Raw genomic sequence first — 18709 nt, forward strand, 5'->3', positions numbered from 1 at the left:
TCCGAACCCGGAAGCTAAGCCTTACAGCGCCGATGGTACTGCAGGGGGGACCCTGTGGGAGAGTAGGACGCCGCCGAACGAATATTGAGAAAACCCCGCACCGGTTCGGTGCGGGGTTTTCTGCGTTTAGGCTCATGACATGCACTACGACCTCGTCATCTTCGACAACGACGGCGTGCTCGTCGACAGCGAGCCCCTCTCCAACCGGCTGCTCGCCGGCTACCTCACCGAGGTCGGGCATCCGACGACGTACGAGGAGTCGATCCGGGACTACATGGGGTCGGCGATGCACCGGATCCATGAACTGGTCCTGGAGCGGACGGGCCAGCGCCTCCCGGAGGACTTCGACGACGTCTTCCACGCACGGGTCTTCGCGGCCTTCGAGCGCGAACTGGAGCCGGTGGCCGGGGTGACAGGAGTGCTGGAGAAACTGGCCGCGGACGGGGTGCCGTACTGCGTCGCCTCCTCCGGGAGCCATGAGCGGATCCGGGTGGGGCATCGGAGGACCGGGCTGGACCGGTGGTTCGAGGACGGGCGGATCTTCAGCGCGCAGGACGTGGGGCGCGGAAAGCCCGCCCCGGACCTCTTCCTGCACGCCGCAGAGCGGATGGGGGTCCCACCGCAGCGGTGCGTGGTCGTCGAGGACTCGCCGCTCGGGGTGCAGGCGGGCGTGGCGGCAGGCATGGACGTGTACGGGTTCACCGGCATGACGGCGGCCGAGAACCTCGAGGGCGCCAGCCGACTTTTCGCGGACATGGGGGAGTTGGCCGACCTGCTGCTCTGATTCCGCGTCAGTGGCCGCCGCCGGCCCGTCACTCACCCGATGCGCGGCGGCCGTTGTACGGCCGGTCTGCGGGCCGCGCGTGACGAGGCGTGGGCGGACCGACTGACAAGTGTCATGCGGACGTCCGGACGATCGTTTCTACTGACGGACCCCGCTCTGCGGCGAAGCTGGGGGCATGACGACGAACACGGGTTCCCGGAGCCAGGGCATCAGGAAGCATCTCGCTGCGCCGGCGGTCGACGTGGCGGTGCCGCTCTGCGCGTACTACCTGTTCAAGGACGGCATCGGGACGAGCACCTTCGCGGCGCTCGCCTGGAGCAGCGTGGTCCCGGCCGCCCGGACGCTGTGGGGTGTGGTGGCGGAGCGGCGTGCCAACGGGCTCGCTCTGCTCATCCTCGTCGTCAACGCCGTGAGTCTGGTGCTCGGCTTCGTCTCCGGTGACCCCCGGCTGATGCTGGCCAAGGACAGCGCGGTCAGCAGCACTGTCGGTATCGGCATCCTCGTCTCGGTCGCGCTGGGCAGGCCGATGATGACCGCGGCCATGAAGCCGTTCCTGGTGCGGGACTGCGCCGCCCGCAGCGCGGCATGGGAGCGACTGGCGGCCGGTGCCGCAGCGGGCTCGGCGGCCTTTCTGCGCAAGGAGAGGACGTTCTCCCTGGTGTGGGGCGGGGTGCTGCTCGCCGAGTGCGTCGTGCGCGTGGTCGGTGCCTACACCGTGCCCGTGGACACCATGGTCTGGCTGGGCGGCGTGATCATGGCCGTGGCGATGGCGGCCGGGTTCGTGGCGGGCGGCGGTCTGGCCGCTGCGCCGATGAAGCGGCTGCTCCGGGACGAGGCGGCGACGGCCGTGGCCCAGCCCGCGATGCGGTCCGCCGTCGCCGTCGCCGCGTAACACCGCGACAGCCCGTCAAAGATGAGGGGAATTCATCTTTGGCCGGATCTACCCACGGGTACGCCGGGGCCCTACGCTCGCCGCCATGACTGATGTGCTGCGGCGCGGCAGGGCCTCGTTGGCGTTCGGCTTCTGCGCGCAGGGCGTCGCGTTCGCGCTGCTCGTGACGCGTATCCCGGCGGTCCAGGACCGCTACGGCGTCTCCGACGCGCTGCTGCCGGCGTTCCTGGCCGCCGTTCCGGTCCTGGCGGGCATCGGCAGTGTGACGACCGAGCGGCTGATCCGGCGGATACCGCCGAGCCGGGTGCTGCGCTGGTCCCAACCGGTCGTCCTGCTGTCGCTGCTGGGCGTCGGGGCGGGGCGGGGGATGGTGGAGCTGGCTGCGGCGCTGGCCGTGTTCGGGCTGGCGGTGGGGGCGCTGGACGCCTCGATGAACATGCTCGGGGTGAGCCTCCAGCGCTCGTACGGGCGCAGCATCATGCTCGGTTTCCATGCCGCGTACAGCCTGGGCGGCATCGTCGGGGCCTCGCTGGCGTGGGCGGGCGCGCACTGGCACCTGGCGCTGTTCGTGTCGTACCTGCCGGTGGTCGTGCTGCTGCTGCCCGCGGCGCTGGTGGGGAGCCGGTGGTACGTCGACGGGGATGCCGGCGTTCCCGGCACCGTGCCGGACGTGGCCGGCACGACCTCGGACGGGGATCGGGTCGAGGATGGGGGGCTGGTCTTCCGGGCGCTGCTGCCGCTGTGCCTGGTGATGACGTTCGCGTACATCGGGGACTCGACCGTCTCCAACTGGAGCGCGAAGTACCTCCAGGACGTGCTGGGCAGCAGTGAGCAGCTGGCGACCCTGCCGTACAACGTGTACATGGTGACCACGCTGCTGGGGCGGGCCGTCGGGGACCTCGGGGTACGGCGGTTCGGGGCGGTCGCGGTCGTCCGCGTCGGGGCGCTGGTGGCGGCGGCCGGGTTCGCGGTGGTGGCCGGAGCGCCGGGGGCATGGGTCGGGATGCTCGGGTTCACCCTGCTGGGGCTGGGGCTGTGCGTGGTCGTGCCGCAGACCTTCGCGGCGGCCGGGCGGCGGTTCCCCGGGGCGTCGGACGCGGCGGTCGCACGGCTGAACGTCTTCAACTATGTCGGCTTCCTGGTGGGTTCGCCGTTGGTGGGTGCCCTCGGGGACGCGTGGAGCTACCGCGGGGCGATGCTCGTGCCGATGGCGTTGGTGCTGGTGACGCTCGCCTACGCCCGGTCGTTCGCTGCTCAACCGGACCGATACGGTGGCGGGCATGAGCGGCGGCGCACAGCTGATGTGGGACGAGGCAGTGACGGGCTATGACTTCGGTCCGGACCATCCGATGGATCCGGTCCGGCTGGCCCTGACGAAACAGTTGGTGGACGCCTTCGGGCTGGACCGGGACCTGGACGTCGTGGCCGCGAAGCCGGCGGGCGAGTCGACGCTGCGGCTCGTCCACCGGGAGGACTACATCGCCGCCGTGCGGGCGGCCTCCGCGGACCCGGCGGCGGCCGACCAGTCGTACGGGCTGGGGACGATCGACGATCCCGCCTTCGCCGGGATGCACGAGGTGTCGGCGCTGATCGCCGGGCAGTCGGTGGGGGCGGCGGAGGCCGTGTGGCGCGGCGAGGTGCAGCACGCGGTGAACTTCGCGGGCGGGCTGCACCACGCCATGCCCGCGGCGGCGTCCGGGTTCTGCATCTACAACGACGCCGCGCTGGCGATCGCCCGGCTGCTGGAGCTGGGGGCGGAGCGGGTCGCGTACGTCGATGTGGACGTGCACCACGGCGACGGGGTGCAGGCGGCGTTCTGGGACGATCCGCGGGTGCTGACGGTCTCGCTGCACGAGCATCCGCGGACACTGTTCCCGCAGACCGGATGGCCGGAGGAGACGGGGTCGGATTCCGCGCAGGGGTCGGCGGCGAACGTGGCACTGCCCGCCGGGACCGCGGACGCGGGATGGCTACGGGCGTTCCACGCAGTGGTCCCGGAACTGCTGGCCGACTTCCGGCCGCAGGTGCTCGTGACGCAGCACGGGGCCGACACGCACTTCGAGGATCCGCTGGCTCACCTGGCGGTCTCGCTGGACGCGCAGCGGGCGGTGCAGGTGGCGTGCCACGAGCTGGCGCACGAGTACGCCGACGGGCGCTGGGTGGCGCTGGGCGGTGGGGGATACGCCGTCGTGGACGTCGTGCCGCGGTCGTGGACGCATCTGGTGGGGATCGCGGCGGGGCGGCCGATCGAGCCGGAGACGGTGACGCCGGACTCCTGGCGGCAGCAGGTCTTCGCGCGGACCCGGCAGCTGGCGCCCGGGCGTATGACGGACGGCCGGTGGCCGGCGGGGTGGGCCGACTGGGAGGCGGGCTACGACCCCGCCGACCGCCTGGACCAGGCGGTGCTGGCCACGCGACGGGCGGTGTTTCCGCTGCGCGGGCTCCTGGCCTGAGGCGCGGCGGCCCGGGGGCGGAGGGCAGGCCGACGGGGGCGCTGACGCCTGAGGGCACCCGGCGAGGACGGGCGGTCCCACGGCGGCGGCGCGGTGAGGTGAGCGCTCCTGCGGTCGGGCCTCCTCGCGCTTCTGCCCCCGTGTCCGTGTGTCTCCCGCTCTCCCTGGTCCGGGTTCCCCGCCTTGCCCCGTGGCCCTGGACTCCCGTGTCCCCGTTGTCCCCGCGGTTCCCCGCGGCCCGGCGCTCCCTGTGGCCCCGCGTCACCGTGCGGGCCCTCCGGGTAGCTCGTTCGTCCGTGCTGCTTCCCCCGTGCGTGTGCGCCCGTGTCCTGCGGGCCGGGAGGGACGGTTCCGGCGGCCGTCCGGAGAACCGTTACGCCGACCGGGGGTGTTTTTCCGGTTCCGGCCGTTCACGGGTGCGGGGTGCGCCAGCATCGCTGGCGTGTCGAGCGGCGTGCTGAGCGTGCGGGCCCTGCGGGCCCACCTTCTCGCGTCCGGGATCGCCGGGGTCGTGGCCACGTCGCGGGAGACGAGCCTGCGGAGCTATCGGCTGTTCGCGGCCCGGGATCCCCGGGCCCTGATGGGGATCGACCCGGAGGACGCCTGGGGTGTGCGTGATCTGATCGCGTTGATGGCCGAGAAGTGCGGGGTTTCGGCCGATCCCCGATGCAGTTCGGGTCATGATGTGATTGATCCCGAGCGGACCCTGGCCGCCCTCGATGCTTTCGCCGGCCGGCTGGCCGTCGCGGCTCGGGGCGGTGCCTCGGTCCTGATCGGCACCGGTCACCCGCACCGGCTGCTCGGTTTCTACGCCGCTCTGGCAGACGGCCTGTCGGCGTCGGGATGTACCGTCCTCACCCCGGCGCAGGGTCGCTGTGTCGACATAACGACCCGGTTCGGTCTACGCACGTACAACCTCGACTACGTACGAGGAGTCGCGCTGCTACGCGAACCCGGACCGCGGCGCCCCGGTTGTGCGACCGGCGCGCACTCGCACTCGCCGCTGCCCGTCCGGACGGCCCTGGCCGGCGTGGCCGAGGCCGGCGGAGCGCTGCCCGACCTCGTCGTCGGGGATCACGGGTGGGTCTGCGGGGCAGGTCAGCTGGGGTTTGAGGCCATTGGGCTGGCCGATACGAATGACCCCGCGCTCTTTGTGGGGGAGGCCGAGGGTGTCGTGTCCGTCGCCGTTCCACTTGATGATGCCGTGCGGGCTGATTACTACCTGCCGCTGACCCGCTACGTACTCAATCGAGCGTGTCTGTCACAGTAGGCCGCCGATGGGTGCACCTCTTCCCCACTCGCATCACCCGCCCCTAGTCTGGGGAGTGAGCACGCAACGACGAAGAGTCACCGGAAGGGGAAGCCGGTGGCCGTCGAGTGCGGAAGGTTCAGGTGTGTCATGGCTGCAGACCAGAGGCCTCTGAGCGAGGTTCAGTTCCTTACCGTGGCGGAGGTCGCCTCGGTGATGCGAGTGTCGAAGATGACCGTGTACCGCTTGGTGCACAGCGGTCATCTGCCCGCGATCCGGGTGGGGCGGTCCTTCCGCGTCCCCGAGAACGCGGTTCACGAGTACCTCCGCGAGAGTTATGTGGGGGTGGACACGGCGTGACGGCTGCCTCGGGGAGGCCGCTGAGCGGCGGGATCAACGGCTTCGACGGTGATCCCGGCGATCAGGACAGGGCACTTCCGGTCTCCCCGAAGCCCCTCGATTACGACCTCGGCGCTCGGACGGGTAGGCTAGCCCCTCGTAGGTCGTGTGGGCCCATGGCGCCCAAACACCGAGTGATGAGAAGTGAGCGAGGGTAGTCGTGGGCTCTGTTATCAAGAAGCGGCGCAAGCGGATGGCCAAGAAGAAGCACCGCAAGCTGCTCAAGCGCACGCGCGTCCAGCGTCGCAACAAGAAGTAAGCGACGACGCACGGACGTGCCGCGTCTGTTCTGTGGCCCCCCATCGCATTCGGTGGGGGGCCACAGCCGTATCCCGTGTCCGCCTCCCGGCTGTTTCTCGTCACTTCGTGCATCGGGTGGTCATCACAGCGCAACATCGACCCGCTAAGTTGGCGGCACGGGGGAACGCGGGCTAGGTACGAGGTCGAGAAGGAAGGCGCTGATCTTGGGAAAGATCGTGCTCGTGACCGGAGCGGCCCGTCCGCTGGGAGGCCGGTTCGTCCGGCGCATCCAGCGTGACCCGCAGGTGGACCGGGTGATCGCCGTGGACGCGGTGCAACCCGAGCACCATCTGGGCGGCGCGGACTTCGTCCGGGCCGACATCCGGCAGGCAACCATCGCCCGCGTGCTGGCGGAGACGGGCGCGGACACGGTCGTGCACATGGACATCACCGCGACCGCGCTGGGCAGCGGCAGCCGGGCCACGGTCAAGGAGACGAACGTCATCGGCACCATGCAGTTGCTCGGTGCCTGCCAGAAGTCGCCGACCGTGAAGCGCCTGGTGGTGAAGTCCAGCACCAACGTGTACGGCTCCGCGCCCCGCGACCCGGCCGTGTTCACCGAGACGACCCCGCCCAAGTCGCTGCCCAGCGGCGGCTTCGCCAAGGACACGGTCGAGGCCGAGGGCTACGTCCGCGGCTTCGCCCGGCGGCGGCCGGACGTCGCGGTGTGCGTGCTGCGTTTCGCCAACATCCTGGGCCCGAGCGCCGACACCCCGCTCGCCTCGTACTTCGCGCTGCCGGTCCTGCCGACCGTGTTCGGCTACGACCCGCGGCTGCAGTTCGCCCACGAGGACGACGTGATCGAGGTGCTGCGCATCGCCTCCCACGAGCCGGAGCGGGGCACGCTCAACAGCGGCACCTTCAACATCGCCGGCGACGGCGTCCTGCTGCTCTCCCAGTGCTCCCGCCGGCTGGGCCGGCCCACGGTCCCCCTGCTGCTGCCCGCCGTGACGTGGGCGGGCTCCCTGGTGCGTACGCTGGGGATGACGGACTTCTCTCCCGAACAGATCCGGCTGCTCACCCACGGCCGGGTCGTGGACACCACGCAGATGCGCGAGACGCTGGGATTCAAGCCGAAGTACACGACCGCAGAAACGTTCGCGGACTTCGTGCTCAGCCGGGGGCCGGGTCTCCTGCCCCCCGAGGCCCTTGCGGGGGCCGTCGACCGGATCGCCGCGCTGCCCGTCGCGGGCGGCGGCAAGCCCCCGACGCAGAGCGCCAACTGAGGAGCGCATCAACAATGGCGGACGCCAAGGTCATTCCGTTCGACGACGACCGGTCCCGCGGGAGCGCCGTGCAGCGCCCGCAGCGGCGCAGGGGCCCGGGAGGCCGACGCAAGAGCAGCGAGCACGTTCCGGTCCGGGACGTGCGCCAGGTGCGTGAGACGCGGACGACGGGTGACGTCCAGACCCTGCCCGGCCGGGTTGCCGCACAGGATGATGGCCCTGTGACCCCTGAGCCCGCCGAGAAGGCGGCGTCCTCCGGCAACGGCCTGGAGCGGCGTCTCGCCGGCGGGCTGTCGTTCCTGCGCCGCCGCCTGACCGGGGACTACGAGGTCGACGACTTCGGATACGACGAGGAGCTCACCGACCAGGTCCTGATGTCCCTGCTGCGCCCGGTGTACGAGAGGTACTTCCGGGTCGACGTGAAGGGCATCGAGAACATCCCGGCCGAGGGCGGGGCGCTGATCGTCGCCAACCACTCCGGGACGCTGCCGCTGGACGGCCTGATGATGCAGGTCGCCGTGCACGACCGTCATCCGGCGGACCGGCACCTGCGGCTCCTCGCCGCCGACCTGGTGTTCGTCCTGCCTGTCGTCAACGAGCTCGCCCGTAAGCTGGGCCACACGCTTGCCTGTGCGGAGGACGCCGAGCGGCTGCTGGCGCAGGGCGAGCTGGTCGGGGTGATGCCGGAGGGCTTCAAGGGCATCGGGAAGCCGTTCAGCGAGCGCTACAAGCTCCAGCGGTTCGGTCGGGGCGGGTTCGTGTCCACGGCGCTGCGGCAGGGCGCTCCGATCATCCCCTGCTCGGTCGTCGGGGCGGAGGAGATCTACCCGATGATCGGCAACGCCAAGACGCTCGCCCGGTTGCTGGGCTTCCCGTACTTCCCGCTGACGCCGACCTTCCCGTGGCTGGGGCCGCTCGGGGCGGTTCCGCTGCCGACGAAGTGGACCATCCAGTTCGGTGAGCCGATCCCCACGGACGGCTATCCGCCGGAGGCGGCCGAGGACCCGATGCTGATGTTCAACCTGACCGACCAGGTCCGCGAGCAGATCCAGCACACGCTGTACAAGCTGCTGGTGCAGCGGCGGTCGGTGTTCTTCTAGCGCTTCGGCGCGCCGGCGCCCACGGCACCCGCTGCGGCCCGGTACGACGACGGGGGCGCCCCCTCCGGAGGGGGCGCCCCCGTCGTCGTACCGGGCCGGGTGGCGGCCAAGGCGTGTTGCGAAAGTGGCGTCGTCCACCCAGGGGCGCGGCTCGCGGTGTCCGGTGCCGTGCGTCGGCCGGGCGGAGGACCGCCCGCGTACGGGGGCGTACGCGGGCGATCCCGACAACGCGGCGACGTCCCGCACCGGACACCGCGGGCAGGACGCGACGTTCGAAACCCGCCCTGTTGCGGCACTAGGTGGCGTCGTCGCCGTCGATGCCGAGGCCGGGCAGCAGACCGGGCAGCAGCGGCGGGAGCGTGACGTCCGGCGCGGGTGTGGGTGTGCCGGACGACGACGCCGTGCTGCCGGTGTCCTGCGGCGGGTCGAGCAGGCCGCCGGTGCTGCCGCCGAGCAGGCCGTCGTTCTGGCCGTCGGAGCCGGCGGGGGACGTGCTCGGGCTGCCGCTGCTGGACCGACTGCCGGCGGTGGGGGCGCCGCTGCCGGCGCTGGGCGCCGCCGGGGCCCCGCCACCGGAGGGCCCGGTGCCCGGGGTGCCCGGGGACTGCCGGCTGCTCGCGCCACCGCCCTGCGCGGGAGGCTGCGGGAGCAGGGACTGCAGCGGGGCCACCTCTTCGTCTATGGCGTCGAAGACGGACGACACCTGCTGACTGACGTCCCCGAGCTGCACGGGAAGCCGCTGGGACAGGGCGCCCCAGGCCTCGCGGTGCGAGCGCGAGAAGGCGGACAGCGCCTGGATGGGGCCCAGCGAGTCGGGGTCCCGCTCGTAGGCCTCGTGGAGCAGGCGGTGGCCCTCGGCGGCGTCGTGCTGCACGCCGGACAGGGCGCGGCGGATCTCGCCGAGGGACTCGTGGTCGAGGTGGCCGCTGCGACCACGTTCCATCAGCCGCCGGGCCTCGCTGAGCCGGGTGGAGGCCTGGTCCAGATAGCTCCGACCGCGTTCGTCGTCGTTGTCGGACATGTAGTTGAGTTTGAAGTCCTCGATGCCGCGCTTGAGCCCGTAGAGCGAGTCACCGGGCAGGGCGTCGGAACTCGCAGCGGCGACTCCGCCGAACGCGCCCGCGGCGACTCCGATACTCAGCCCGCCCGCGGTGAGGCCCTTGGCGAGCCGCGTACGCGGACGGAGCTTCCCCAGCGGGGTCGCCCGGTGTGTGCCCCGGGCCCGATGGGAACGCTGCTCGGGCACCGAAGGGTCCGTTGCTTCGCCTCCCGCGCCCTCCTGCAGCATGGCCTCGAACGCGGCCACGAGCTGGGCCCGCTGGACGACCTTGACCTCGGGGTCGAGCTCCGGCTTGGGCAGCTCGCCGAGACCGGTGGCGAGGGCCAGAAGTCGGCCCTTCTCGGTCTGTTCCGCGGCGGCTGCGGCCGGTGGCGATCCTTCGGACTGCTCGGCCGCCGAGCCCCGGTCGCTCTGCTCCTCCAGGGCCTGGGCGAAGGCGTTCGCCCGCCGGTGCGCCGATACGTTCGCGATCACTGGCGGCACCTCCTCTCGTCATGACGGTCGACTCCCCAGGGGGCCTGAGGGTTGCACGCCCACGACCACCTCCACTCGATCGAGTGATCAGGGTTGGCCCGGACGTGACCACAGGGAGCCTGTATCCCGCACAACGAGCGGCGCGGCACTTGGGTTACGGACGGAGGATGATCGGATGGGGAAGTCAACGAACTTTTACGGAAAGTGAGTTGGGTGTCGCCGAGGGTGCGGACCGGGTGGGGCGATCAGCGGGCGTCGTCCGGCAGGAGCCGGGCGAGGGTGCGCACGGCGCGGTACTGGAGGGTCTTGATCGCACCCTCGTTCTTGCCCATGACGCGGGCGGTCTCCGCGACGGAGAGGCCCTGGAGGAACCGGAGCGTCACGCACTCCTGCTGCTGAGGGTTGAGCCGGCGTACGGCGTCGAGCAGGGCGGCGTTGGAGAGGGACTCCAGGACCGATTCCTCGGGAGAGCGTTCGACCTCGTTGGCGTCGAGCATCTCCCCGGTGGTGACCTCCAGCCGGAAGCGGCTGGACTTGAAGTGGTCGGCGACGAGATTGCGGGCGATGGTGACGAGCCAGGCCCCGAAGTCCCGCCCCTGCCAGGTGAAGGTGCCGATACGGCGCAGGGCGCGCAGAAAGGTCTCGCTGGTGAGGTCCTCGGCGGTCGCCTTGCCGCCCACCCGGTAGTAGATGTAGCGGTACACGGTGTCGCTGTACTGGTCGTAGAGACGGCCGAACGCGTCGGCCTCGCCGGCCTGGGCGCGCTCGACGAGGTCCATCATGCGGGCGCTGTCACTGTCGGCGGCCGGGCGGCGGGTGGTGGCGCCGCTGCCGTTGTTGGCCGAGCGGTTCCGTCTGCCGACCGCCGCGCCGCCGTCGGCGAGTGCGTAGCACGGGCCGACGGGGGTGGCGGAGGCGAAGGCGGGGACGGCGTACGCGGTGGGGACCAAGCCGCGCATCATGTTGTGCACTGTCGCGACCGTTGCGCGCAGCGTAGCCAGGCCCGAGGCGTCAACCCCGACGTGTGGGTACACGGGACTCCCAGAGGCAGAGCTTCCATCACGTGCAGTGCGGGACCGTTCACCCGTCGTGGCGACGGAGGGGTACCGGTTTGCGTCTGAGGAGAATAACGCTTCGTGCAGGCCCTGCTACACCGAGTTGCTCAAATCATCGATTACGTCGCTTCTGTATCCGGTTGACGCTCGATCGGGTGCCTGAGAGTGAGCGTTTGATGATCGATTCTCTTCGGCTTTCGGGTGGATGCAGGGCGTCTTGTGGTCAGGTGCGGGTGAGGGGACTGGACAGGGATGCCGCGGGGTACGTCACCTGGATTGGCCGGGTGTGAGCGTCGGTGACTGGAAATGAGTGGCGGGTCCGGCCGACGGGTGGGGCGCGGCCGGCGTGACGGCGGCCGCCCGGGGTCCGGGGCGGGGCGCGAGGGTGCTCTCCCCGGCGCATCGGAGGCCGGACCGGCGGGGCCCGCCTCCCAGGGCGCCGGTGGCGGCCCGGTTCGCCCGGCCCGGTTCAGGGGCGCGGGCGGCGACACGGACAGCGATGCGGACACGGAAGGCAGGGGAACGGCACCCGGGGCGGCCGCACCCGCCGGGGCGGGCTCGGACCGGGCCGGTACCGCCGGGCGCGCGGCCCCGGCATCTCGCGCCGGACGTTCCGTCGTTGCGGGGGCGGCCGGTCGTGCGGGGCCGCGCGGGCCTGGTCGCCGCCCGCCCCGTGGCGCAGCGGTGGTCGTGTGCCGCCGATGTGCGGCCAGGTGCTGTGACCGGAAGCGTTCACCGGCTCGGGGCGTCCGGCACGGCACCTCGCCGCGTTGTCGCATCACCCGTGAACGTCCAGTGCGCGAGGTGACGCTCTGCCCCGCGACGCACCGCACCGGACGCCGCCAGCTGTCCGGCGGACCCTTCCGGCCGCAGCGCTAGCGGCGCCTGCGGTGCAGGGCGATCGCCGCCGCCGTGCCGCCGGCCACCGCGCCGACTCCTGCCGCCGCGGGGATGCCGACCTTGGCCGCCTTGCGGCCGGTGCGGTAGTCGCGCAGGCGCCAGTCCAGTCGGCGGGCGTGCTTGCGGAGCTTGGTGTCGGGGTTGATGGCGTAGGGGTGCCCGACCAGGGAGAGCATCGGGATGTCGTTGTGGCTGTCGCTGTACGCCGCGCAGCGGCCGAGGTCCAGGCCCTCCGCCGTCGCCAGGGCGCGCACCGCCTCCGCCTTGGCGGGCCCGTGCAGGGGCTCGCCGACCAGCTTGCCCGTGTAGACGCCGTCGACCGACTCGGCCACGGTCCCCAGAGCGCCGGTCAGGCCCAGGCGGCGGGCGATGACCTGGGCGATCTCCACCGGTGCCGCCGTGACCAGCCAGACCTTCTGGCCCGCGTCCAGGTGGGCCTGGGCGAGGGCGCGGGTGCCGGGCCAGATGCGCTCGGCCATGTACTCGTCGTAGATCTCCTCGCCGATCGACTTCAGCTCCGACACGCGGTGGCCCTTGACGATCGAGAGGGCGGAGTCCCGGGCCTCCTGCATGTGCTCGGGGTCCTCGACGCCGGCCAGCCTGAACCAGGCCTGCTGCCAGGCGAACCGGGCCAGGTCGCGCGTATCGAAGAACCTGCGCTTGTACAGGCCCCGGCCGAAGTGGAAGAGGGCGGCGCCCTGCATCACGGTGTTGTCGAGGTCGAAGAACGCGGCGGCCTTGTCGTCGCCGGAGACGGGGAACTCCGGCTCCTCTTCCGCCGGGGCTTCCGCCAGGGCTTCCACCGGGACGTCCTGGGAGGCGTCCTGCGAGGACTTGCGGGCGGCCTCGGCCGAGGCCTCGCCTGCCAACACGCTCCGCGCCGTGGCGGAGCGCCTACGGGGAGTGAGCCATCCTAGAGCGGCCATGCCCGTGAGCATAGCCAGTCTGTTCGGTGCTTCCGGTGTCGAGAGGTTCGCGGGGTGTGAACTCTCCGCGACCGCATCGTTAAAGGGGCTGGTTCCGGGGCGGCTTCCGACCTTGCGCCGCCGCGAGAGAATGGCCGACATGAGTCCCTTCTTCCGTCGCAAGGCCCCGATGGCCCCGGGTGACCGTCTCGTCACTCTCGTCCGCAAGCCCGGGTGCCATTTGTGTGATGACGCACAGCTCGTGATCGAGAAGGTGTGCGGCGAGCTCGGCGTGTCCTGGGAACAGAAGGACATCACCGAGGACCGGCAACTCCATGACCAGTACTGGGAGCAGATTCCCGTCGTGTTGGTCGACGGCGAGCAGCACACCTTCTGGCGTGTGAACGAGGAGAGGCTCCGCAAGGCACTGACCGAGTAGTCCAAACTGGCCGGAAAGTCGCCTAGGATCGACGGCGTTGTGTTCTCGGGGGCGGGATGCGGTGAGGAGTGTGTGCAGCTGTGCCCCCTTCAGCAGAGCAACGACGGCACCCGCGTGACGGTTCCATATCGGGGCGTCGGGGATGCGTGAGCCCGGTCACGTTGGGCGGGCAAATCGGACACCATCTTTGTGCACGCGTTCACAAAGACATAGCCTGCTGTCGACGGGGCGGTCCGGGGACGTATGGCCGCCCGCAGCCCCGCTCTACCCGCAGGAGCACCGTGGCAACTGGCCGAACTCACCGACCGGCGACCCGTAGCCGAGGGATTCCCGAGGCCACCGTCGCCAGGCTTCCGCTGTACCTCCGCGCCCTGACCGCGCTCTCGGAGCGTTCGGTCCCCACGGTCTCCTCCGAGGAGCTCGCCGCGGCGGCGGGGGTCAATTCCGCAAAGCTGCGCAAGGACTTCTCGTACCTCGGCTCCTACGGGACGCGTGGTGTGGGGTACGACGTCGAGTATCTCGTCTACCAGATCTCCCGCGAACTGGGTCTCACCCAGGACTGGCCGGTTGTCATCGTCGGTATCGGCAACCTCGGCGCGGCCCTCGCCAACTACGGCGGCTTCGCCTCCCGCGGCTTCCGCGTCGCGGCGCTCATCGACGCCGATCCGGCCCTGGCCGGCAAGCCCGTCGCCGGGATCCCGGTGCAGCACACCGACGACCTGGAGAAGATCATCCAGGACAACGGCGTCTCCATCGGCGTCATCGCGACGCCCGCCGGCGCCGCCCAGCAGGTGTGCGAGCGCCTCGTCGCCGCCGGCGTCACCTCCATCCTGAACTTCGCGCCGACCGTGCTGAACGTCCCCGAAGGGGTCGACGTGCGCAAGGTCGACCTCTCCATCGAGCTGCAGATCCTCGCCTTCCACGAGCAGCGCAAGGCCGGCGAGGAGGCCGCCGACGCCGTACCGGCCGCCGCCACCAGCGGTGACACCACCGACCAGGGGCCCGACGGGGACGTACCCGCCGTGATGCCGGCATGAGTCTCCTCGTCGTGGGACTGAGCCACCGCAGCGCCCCGGTCAGCGTGCTGGAGCGGGCGTCGCTCGGTGCGGACGCGCAGACCAAGCTGCTCCAGGACACGGTCGCCGCCGAGCCGGCCGCCGAGGCCGCGGTGCTCGCCACCTGCAACCGCATCGAGCTGTACGCCGACGTGGACAAGTTCCACGCCGGTGTGGCCGAGCTGTCCACGCTGCTCGCCCAGCACAGCGGGGTCGGCCTCGAGGAGCTCACGCCCTACCTGTACGTGCACTACGAGGACCGGGCCGTCCACCACCTGTTCTCGGTGGCCTGCGGGCTGGACTCCATGGTCGTCGGCGAGGGGCAGATCCTCGGCCAGATCAAGGACTCCCTGGCCCGCGCGCAGGAACTGCACACCGCCGGGCGGCTGACGAACGACCTGTTCCAGCAGGCCCTCCGGGTCGGCAAGCGGGCCCACTCCGAGACCGGCATCGACCGGGCCGGGCAGTCGCTGGTCACCTTCGGGCTGGAGCAGCTCTCGCGGGGCGCCGACGTCGGCGCCTGGACGGCCGGCAAGCGGGCGCTGATCATCGGGGCCGGATCGATGTCGTCGCTGGCCGCGGCGACGCTCGCCCGCGCCGGTGTCGCCGAGGTCGTCGTCGCCAACCGCACCTTCGAGCGCGCCGAGCGACTCGCCCGGATACTCACCGACGCCCACGGCACGGACGTGGTGGCCCGCGCGGTACCGATGGAATCGGTGCCGGCCGAGCTGACACGTGCCGACGTAGCCGTCTCCTGCACCGGGGCGACCGGACTGGTCCTGACGGCGGAGGCCGTCGCCACCGCGGTCGAGGGCCGCGCGGGCACCTCCACCGCCCCGGCCGGGGGCCCGGCGACGGGCGAGCAGCCCGGCGCGCGGGCGCTGCCGCCCACCTCCGTCGGCACCGAGGAGGGCTGCCCACTGGACCCGGCCGCCGTGCAGGCGGGTTTCTCCGTGTTCGGCGAGGCCGCCGTGGCCGGCATGGACGCCGCGACGCTGGAGCAGCACGCTGCCTGGGTCGACAGGGGCACCGTCGTCCAGCGCCGCGAGGACGCCCGGCGCAGCGCCGAGGCCGACGCGGAGCTCATCGGCGCGCTCGCCGCGACCGTGGCGACGGTCGGCCGGATCCCCGAGCGGCGCCGCCCCGAGCCGGCCGTCGATGCCGCACGGCCCGAGCCGGTCCTCTTCCTCCTCGACCTGGCGATGCCGCGCGACATCGACGCCGCCGCGCACCGGCTGTCCGGGGTGCGGCTCGTCGACATCGAGTCCCTCGCCGACGCCTCCGCCGACGCCCCCATGGCCGCCGACGTCGACCAGGTCCGCCGGATCGTCTCCGACGAGGTCGCCGCGTTCGGCGCCGCCCAGCGGGCCGCGCACATCACGCCCACGGTCGTCGCCCTGCGCACCATGGCCGCCGATGTCGTGGCCGGCGAGATCGCGCGCCTGGAGGGCCGCCTGCCGGGCCTCGACGACAAGCACCGCTCGGAGATCGTCCAGACCGTCCGGCGTGTCGTCGACAAGCTGCTGCACGCGCCGACCGTGCGGGTCAAGCAGCTGGCGTCCGAACCCGGCGGCGCCGGGTACGCGGACGCCCTGCGCACCCTGTTCGACCTCGACCCCGAGACGGTCGCCGCCGTCTCCCGGGCCGAGGACAGCACCGACGAGAAGCAGAACCGAGGGCCGGCATGAGTGACAAGGCTTTGAGGCTCGGGACCAGGCGGAGCAAGCTCGCCATGGCCCAGTCCGGGCAGGTGGCGGAGGCCGTCAGCCGGGTGACCGGGCGGCCCGTCGAGCTGGTCGAGATCACCACCTACGGTGACGTCTCCCGCGCGCACCTCGCACAGATCGGCGGCACCGGCGTGTTCGTCACGGCGCTGCGCGACGCGCTGGTCAGGGGCGAGGTCGACTTCGCGGTTCATTCGCTCAAGGACCTGCCCACCGCGCAGCCCGAGGAACTGGTCCTGGCCGCCGTCCCGGTGCGTGAGGACCCGCGGGACGTGATCGTGGCGCGCGACGCCCTGAAGTTCACGGACCTGCCGCGCGGGGCGCGCATCGGCACCGGTTCGCCGCGCCGCATGGCGCAGCTGAACGCGTACGCGCGCAGCCACGGGCTGGACATCGAGACGGTCCCGATCCGCGGCAACGTCGACACCCGCATCGGATACGTGCGGGACGGCGGGCTGGACGCGGTGGTGCTGGCCGCGGCCGGCATGACCCGCATGGGCCGCATCGACGAGGTGACCGACTTCCTGTCGGTCGACACGGTTCTGCCCGCCCCCGGCCAGGGGGCACTGGCGATCGAGTGCAGGGCCGGGGACACCGCCCAGGACGCTGCTCTGGTCGCCGCGCTCGCGGAGCTCGACGACCCGCTCACCCGGGCCGCCGTGACCGCCGAGCGGTCACTGCTCGCCGCCCTGGAGGCCGGTTGCAGTGCGCCCGTGGGCGCGCTGGCCGACCACCTGGCCGACGGGCGGATTGTCAAGGAAATGCGCCTGCGGGGCGTCGTCGGCACGACCGACGGCACCGCGCTGGTGCAGCTGTCCACCACCGGTCCCGTGCCCGAGACGCACGACGGGGCTGTGGCACTCGGCCGCGAACTCGCCGCCGAGATGCTCGCCCAGGGCGCGGCCGGTCTGATGGGGGAGCGAGCACATTGAGCCCCACCACCCTTCCCGCCGGCCTCGAACACGGGCACGTCACCTTCCTGGGTGCCGGACCCGGGGATCCGGGACTGCTGACTCTGCGCGCCGTGGAGGCGCTGGCGAGCGCCGACGTCCTTGTCGCCGAGCACGAGGTGCTCGACGTCGTACGGAAGCACGCCCGGCAGGGTGTGTCCCTCGTCCGCACGGACGGGGACGCCTCGCCGGATGCCGTTCCGGGCACGGGCACGCCGCGGCCGGCGGTTGTCGACGGCGCGTCAACAACCGCTGTGACACCCGCGGAGCGGGATGCGGCACATCTTGTCATGGAGGCCGCGCGGGGCGGCAGGCGGGTCGTGCGTGCCGTGTCCGGTGATCCCGGACTCGACGCGTTCGCCGCCGAGGAGATGCTGGCGTGCGCCAAGGCCGGTGTCCCCTTCGAGGTCGTCCCCGGCGTCGCGACCGCGGTCGGTGTGCCCGCCTACGCGGGTGTCCCGCTGCGGGACGCCGAGGGCACCGACGTCCGGTTCGTCGACGCGCGTACCGCGTCCGACCGCTGCTGGGCCGAGGTCGGAGCCTCCGACGGCACGGTGGTCGTGTCCACGACGCTGGACTCCGTGGCCGCCGCGGCCGGCGAGCTGGTCGCGGCGGGCCGCAAGCCCGACACCCCGCTGACCGTCACCGTCGCCGGCACGACGACCCGGCAGCGGACCTGGTCGGCGACGCTCGGCACGATCGCGCAGACCCTCAAGCAGGCCAAGGTGCTGCCCTCGCCCGACGGCGGCCGGCCGGTGATAGCCGTGGTCGGCGAGCGCAGCGCCCCCGCCCAGCGTGACCAGCTGGCGTGGTTCGAGTCCAAGCCGCTGTTCGGCTGGAAGGTCCTCGTGCCGCGGACGAAGGAGCAGGCGGCGTCGCTCTCCGACCAGCTGAGGTCCTACGGTGCCGTGCCCCACGAGGTGCCGACGATCGCCGTCGAGCCGCCGCGCACGCCCCAGCAGATGGAGCGCGCCGTCAAGGGCCTGGTGACGGGTCGCTACGAGTGGATCGCCTTCACCTCGGTGAACGCCGTCAAGGCCGTCCGCGAGAAGTTCGAGGAGTACGGCCTCGACGCCCGCGCCTTCGCCGGCATCAAGGTCGCCGCGGTCGGCGAGCAGACCGCCAAGGCGCTGATCGCCTTCGGCGTCAAGCCGGACCTGGTGCCGAGCGGCGAGCAGTCCGCCGCGGGCCTCCTGGAGGACTGGCCGCCGTACGACCCGGTCTTCGACCCGATCGACCGCGTCTTCCTGCCGCGGGCCGACATCGCCACCGAGACCCTGGTCGCCGGGCTCATCGAGCTCGGCTGGGAGGTCGACGACGTCACCGCCTACCGGACGGTGCGCGCCTCGCCGCCGCCGGCCGAGACCCGGGAGGCGATCAAGGGCGGCGGTTTCGACGCGGTGCTGTTCACGTCGTCCTCCACGGTGCGGAACCTGGTCGGCATCGCGGGCAAGCCGCACAACGTGACGGTCATCGCCTGCATCGGCCCGGCCACGGCCAAGACGGCCGAGGAGCACGGCCTCCGGGTGGACGTCATGGCTCCGGAACCGTCGGTGCACAAGCTCGCGGAGGCCCTCGGCGACTTTGGCCGGCGGCGGCGCGCCGCGGCCCTGGAGGCCGGCGACCCGGTGACCCGGCCGAGCGAGCGGCGCCCTGGTGCGCGCAGACGGCGCTCGACGTCGTAGCCGCCTGCCGCTGCCGCGGACCGGGTACCCGAACGGGTCCTTCAGCCCCGCCGTCCTCT

At 72.0% G+C, this 18709-nt stretch carries 17 protein-coding genes and 1 rRNA gene; 15 read left to right on the top strand and 3 right to left on the bottom strand.

All coding sequences use genetic code 11. From position 1 onward, the window contains the following. From rrf to JS756_RS21100, 10 genes are all read left to right on the top strand, one after another. Positions 1-79, top strand: a 5S ribosomal RNA gene (rrf, locus tag JS756_RS21055); the annotation flags it as partial. 60 nt (positions 80-139) lie between these two features. Next, positions 140-784: an HAD family hydrolase gene (locus JS756_RS21060; RefSeq protein WP_205384702.1), complete on the top strand. Its 645-nt coding sequence runs from the start codon at positions 140-142 to the stop codon at positions 782-784. Positions 785-959: 175 nt separating this feature from the next. Further along, complete coding sequence (locus JS756_RS21065) at positions 960-1676, top strand: VC0807 family protein (RefSeq protein WP_205384703.1); 717 nt, start codon at positions 960-962, stop codon at positions 1674-1676. A gap of 85 nt (positions 1677-1761) precedes the next feature. Continuing rightward, positions 1762-3006, top strand: coding sequence for an MFS transporter (locus tag JS756_RS21070; RefSeq protein WP_205384704.1), 1245 nt, complete (start codon positions 1762-1764; stop codon positions 3004-3006). Then, positions 2957-4129, top strand: a complete 1173-nt coding sequence (locus tag JS756_RS21075) for an acetoin utilization protein AcuC (RefSeq protein WP_205384705.1) — start codon at positions 2957-2959, stop codon at positions 4127-4129. The genes JS756_RS21070 and JS756_RS21075 overlap by 50 nt, the downstream gene beginning before the upstream one ends. Before the next feature lie 454 nt (positions 4130-4583). Next, complete coding sequence (locus JS756_RS21080; RefSeq protein ID WP_205384832.1) at positions 4584-5399, top strand: phosphatase; 816 nt, start codon at positions 4584-4586, stop codon at positions 5397-5399. 129 nt (positions 5400-5528) lie between these two features. Next, complete coding sequence (locus JS756_RS21085) at positions 5529-5738, top strand: helix-turn-helix domain-containing protein (RefSeq protein WP_205384706.1); 210 nt, start codon at positions 5529-5531, stop codon at positions 5736-5738. 199 nt (positions 5739-5937) lie between these two features. Continuing rightward, positions 5938-6036, top strand: a complete 99-nt coding sequence (locus tag JS756_RS21090; protein WP_003948845.1) for a 30S ribosomal protein bS22 — start codon at positions 5938-5940, stop codon at positions 6034-6036. A 205-nt stretch (positions 6037-6241) separates the two neighbouring features. Further along, entirely contained in the window at positions 6242-7303 is a 1062-nt protein-coding gene (locus tag JS756_RS21095) for an NAD-dependent epimerase/dehydratase family protein (RefSeq protein ID WP_205384707.1), read from the top strand. Between the two features lie 14 nt (positions 7304-7317). After that, positions 7318-8403: a lysophospholipid acyltransferase family protein gene (locus JS756_RS21100; RefSeq protein ID WP_205384708.1), complete on the top strand. Its 1086-nt coding sequence runs from the start codon at positions 7318-7320 to the stop codon at positions 8401-8403. 295 nt (positions 8404-8698) lie between these two features. On the opposite strand, the gene JS756_RS21105 is transcribed toward JS756_RS21100, so the two are convergent. The 3 genes from JS756_RS21105 to JS756_RS21115 all read right to left on the bottom strand — a co-directional run bounded on the left by JS756_RS21105 (position 8699) and on the right by JS756_RS21115 (position 12818). Beyond that, positions 8699-9937, bottom strand: a complete 1239-nt coding sequence (locus tag JS756_RS21105; RefSeq protein ID WP_205384709.1) for a DUF5667 domain-containing protein — start codon at positions 9935-9937, stop codon at positions 8699-8701. Positions 9938-10182: 245 nt separating this feature from the next. Continuing rightward, the gene (locus JS756_RS21110; RefSeq protein WP_205384710.1) at positions 10183-10971 is read right to left on the bottom strand and encodes an ECF subfamily RNA polymerase sigma factor, BldN family; all 789 of its coding nucleotides are present in this window, start codon (positions 10969-10971) and stop codon (positions 10183-10185) included. An 896-nt stretch (positions 10972-11867) separates the two neighbouring features. After that, complete coding sequence (locus JS756_RS21115) at positions 11868-12818, bottom strand: HAD family hydrolase (protein WP_205384711.1); 951 nt, start codon at positions 12816-12818, stop codon at positions 11868-11870. A 130-nt stretch (positions 12819-12948) separates the two neighbouring features. Here JS756_RS21115 and JS756_RS21120 point away from each other — a divergent pair, with 130 nt between their 5' ends. The 5 genes from JS756_RS21120 (at position 12949) to JS756_RS21140 (ending at position 18650) form a co-directional block, all read left to right on the top strand. Beyond that, positions 12949-13236 carry a glutaredoxin family protein gene (locus JS756_RS21120; RefSeq protein WP_205384712.1) on the top strand — a complete coding sequence of 96 codons (288 nt, stop codon included), beginning with the start codon at positions 12949-12951 and terminating at the stop codon, positions 13234-13236. Between the two features lie 281 nt (positions 13237-13517). Then, complete coding sequence (locus tag JS756_RS21125; RefSeq protein WP_205384713.1) at positions 13518-14273, top strand: redox-sensing transcriptional repressor Rex; 756 nt, start codon at positions 13518-13520, stop codon at positions 14271-14273. Beyond that, entirely contained in the window at positions 14270-15979 is a 1710-nt protein-coding gene (locus tag JS756_RS21130; RefSeq protein WP_205384714.1) for a glutamyl-tRNA reductase, read from the top strand. The genes JS756_RS21125 and JS756_RS21130 overlap by 4 nt, the downstream gene beginning before the upstream one ends. Further along, on the top strand, positions 15976-16947 hold the full coding sequence (gene hemC, locus JS756_RS21135) for a hydroxymethylbilane synthase (protein WP_205384715.1): 972 nt from the start codon (positions 15976-15978) through the stop codon (positions 16945-16947). The genes JS756_RS21130 and hemC overlap by 4 nt, the downstream gene beginning before the upstream one ends. Then, complete coding sequence (locus JS756_RS21140; protein ID WP_205384716.1) at positions 16944-18650, top strand: bifunctional uroporphyrinogen-III C-methyltransferase/uroporphyrinogen-III synthase; 1707 nt, start codon at positions 16944-16946, stop codon at positions 18648-18650. Before hemC ends, JS756_RS21140 begins: the two co-directional genes overlap by 4 nt. The last annotated feature ends 59 nt before the right edge of the window (positions 18651-18709 follow it).

The organism is Streptomyces actuosus (genome assembly GCF_016921115.1).
Lineage (GTDB): Bacteria > Actinomycetota > Actinomycetes > Streptomycetales > Streptomycetaceae > Streptomyces > Streptomyces actuosus_A.

Coding starts and splice junctions, on each gene's coding strand:
- JS756_RS21120 (WP_205384712.1), top strand. CDS start 12,949: ATGGCCGACATGAGTCCCTTCTTCCGTCGCAAGGCCCCGATGGCCCCG.
- JS756_RS21075 (WP_205384705.1), top strand. CDS start 2,957: ATGAGCGGCGGCGCACAGCTGATGTGGGACGAGGCAGTGACGGGCTAT.
- JS756_RS21065 (WP_205384703.1), top strand. CDS start 960: ATGACGACGAACACGGGTTCCCGGAGCCAGGGCATCAGGAAGCATCTC.
- hemC (WP_205384715.1), top strand. CDS start 15,976: ATGAGTGACAAGGCTTTGAGGCTCGGGACCAGGCGGAGCAAGCTCGCC.
- JS756_RS21070 (WP_205384704.1), top strand. CDS start 1,762: ATGACTGATGTGCTGCGGCGCGGCAGGGCCTCGTTGGCGTTCGGCTTC.
- JS756_RS21060 (WP_205384702.1), top strand. CDS start 140: ATGCACTACGACCTCGTCATCTTCGACAACGACGGCGTGCTCGTCGAC.
- JS756_RS21100 (WP_205384708.1), top strand. CDS start 7,318: ATGGCGGACGCCAAGGTCATTCCGTTCGACGACGACCGGTCCCGCGGG.
- JS756_RS21130 (WP_205384714.1), top strand. CDS start 14,270: ATGAGTCTCCTCGTCGTGGGACTGAGCCACCGCAGCGCCCCGGTCAGC.
- JS756_RS21115 (WP_205384711.1), bottom strand. CDS start 12,818: ATGGCCGCTCTAGGATGGCTCACTCCCCGTAGGCGCTCCGCCACGGCG.
- JS756_RS21085 (WP_205384706.1), top strand. CDS start 5,529: ATGGCTGCAGACCAGAGGCCTCTGAGCGAGGTTCAGTTCCTTACCGTG.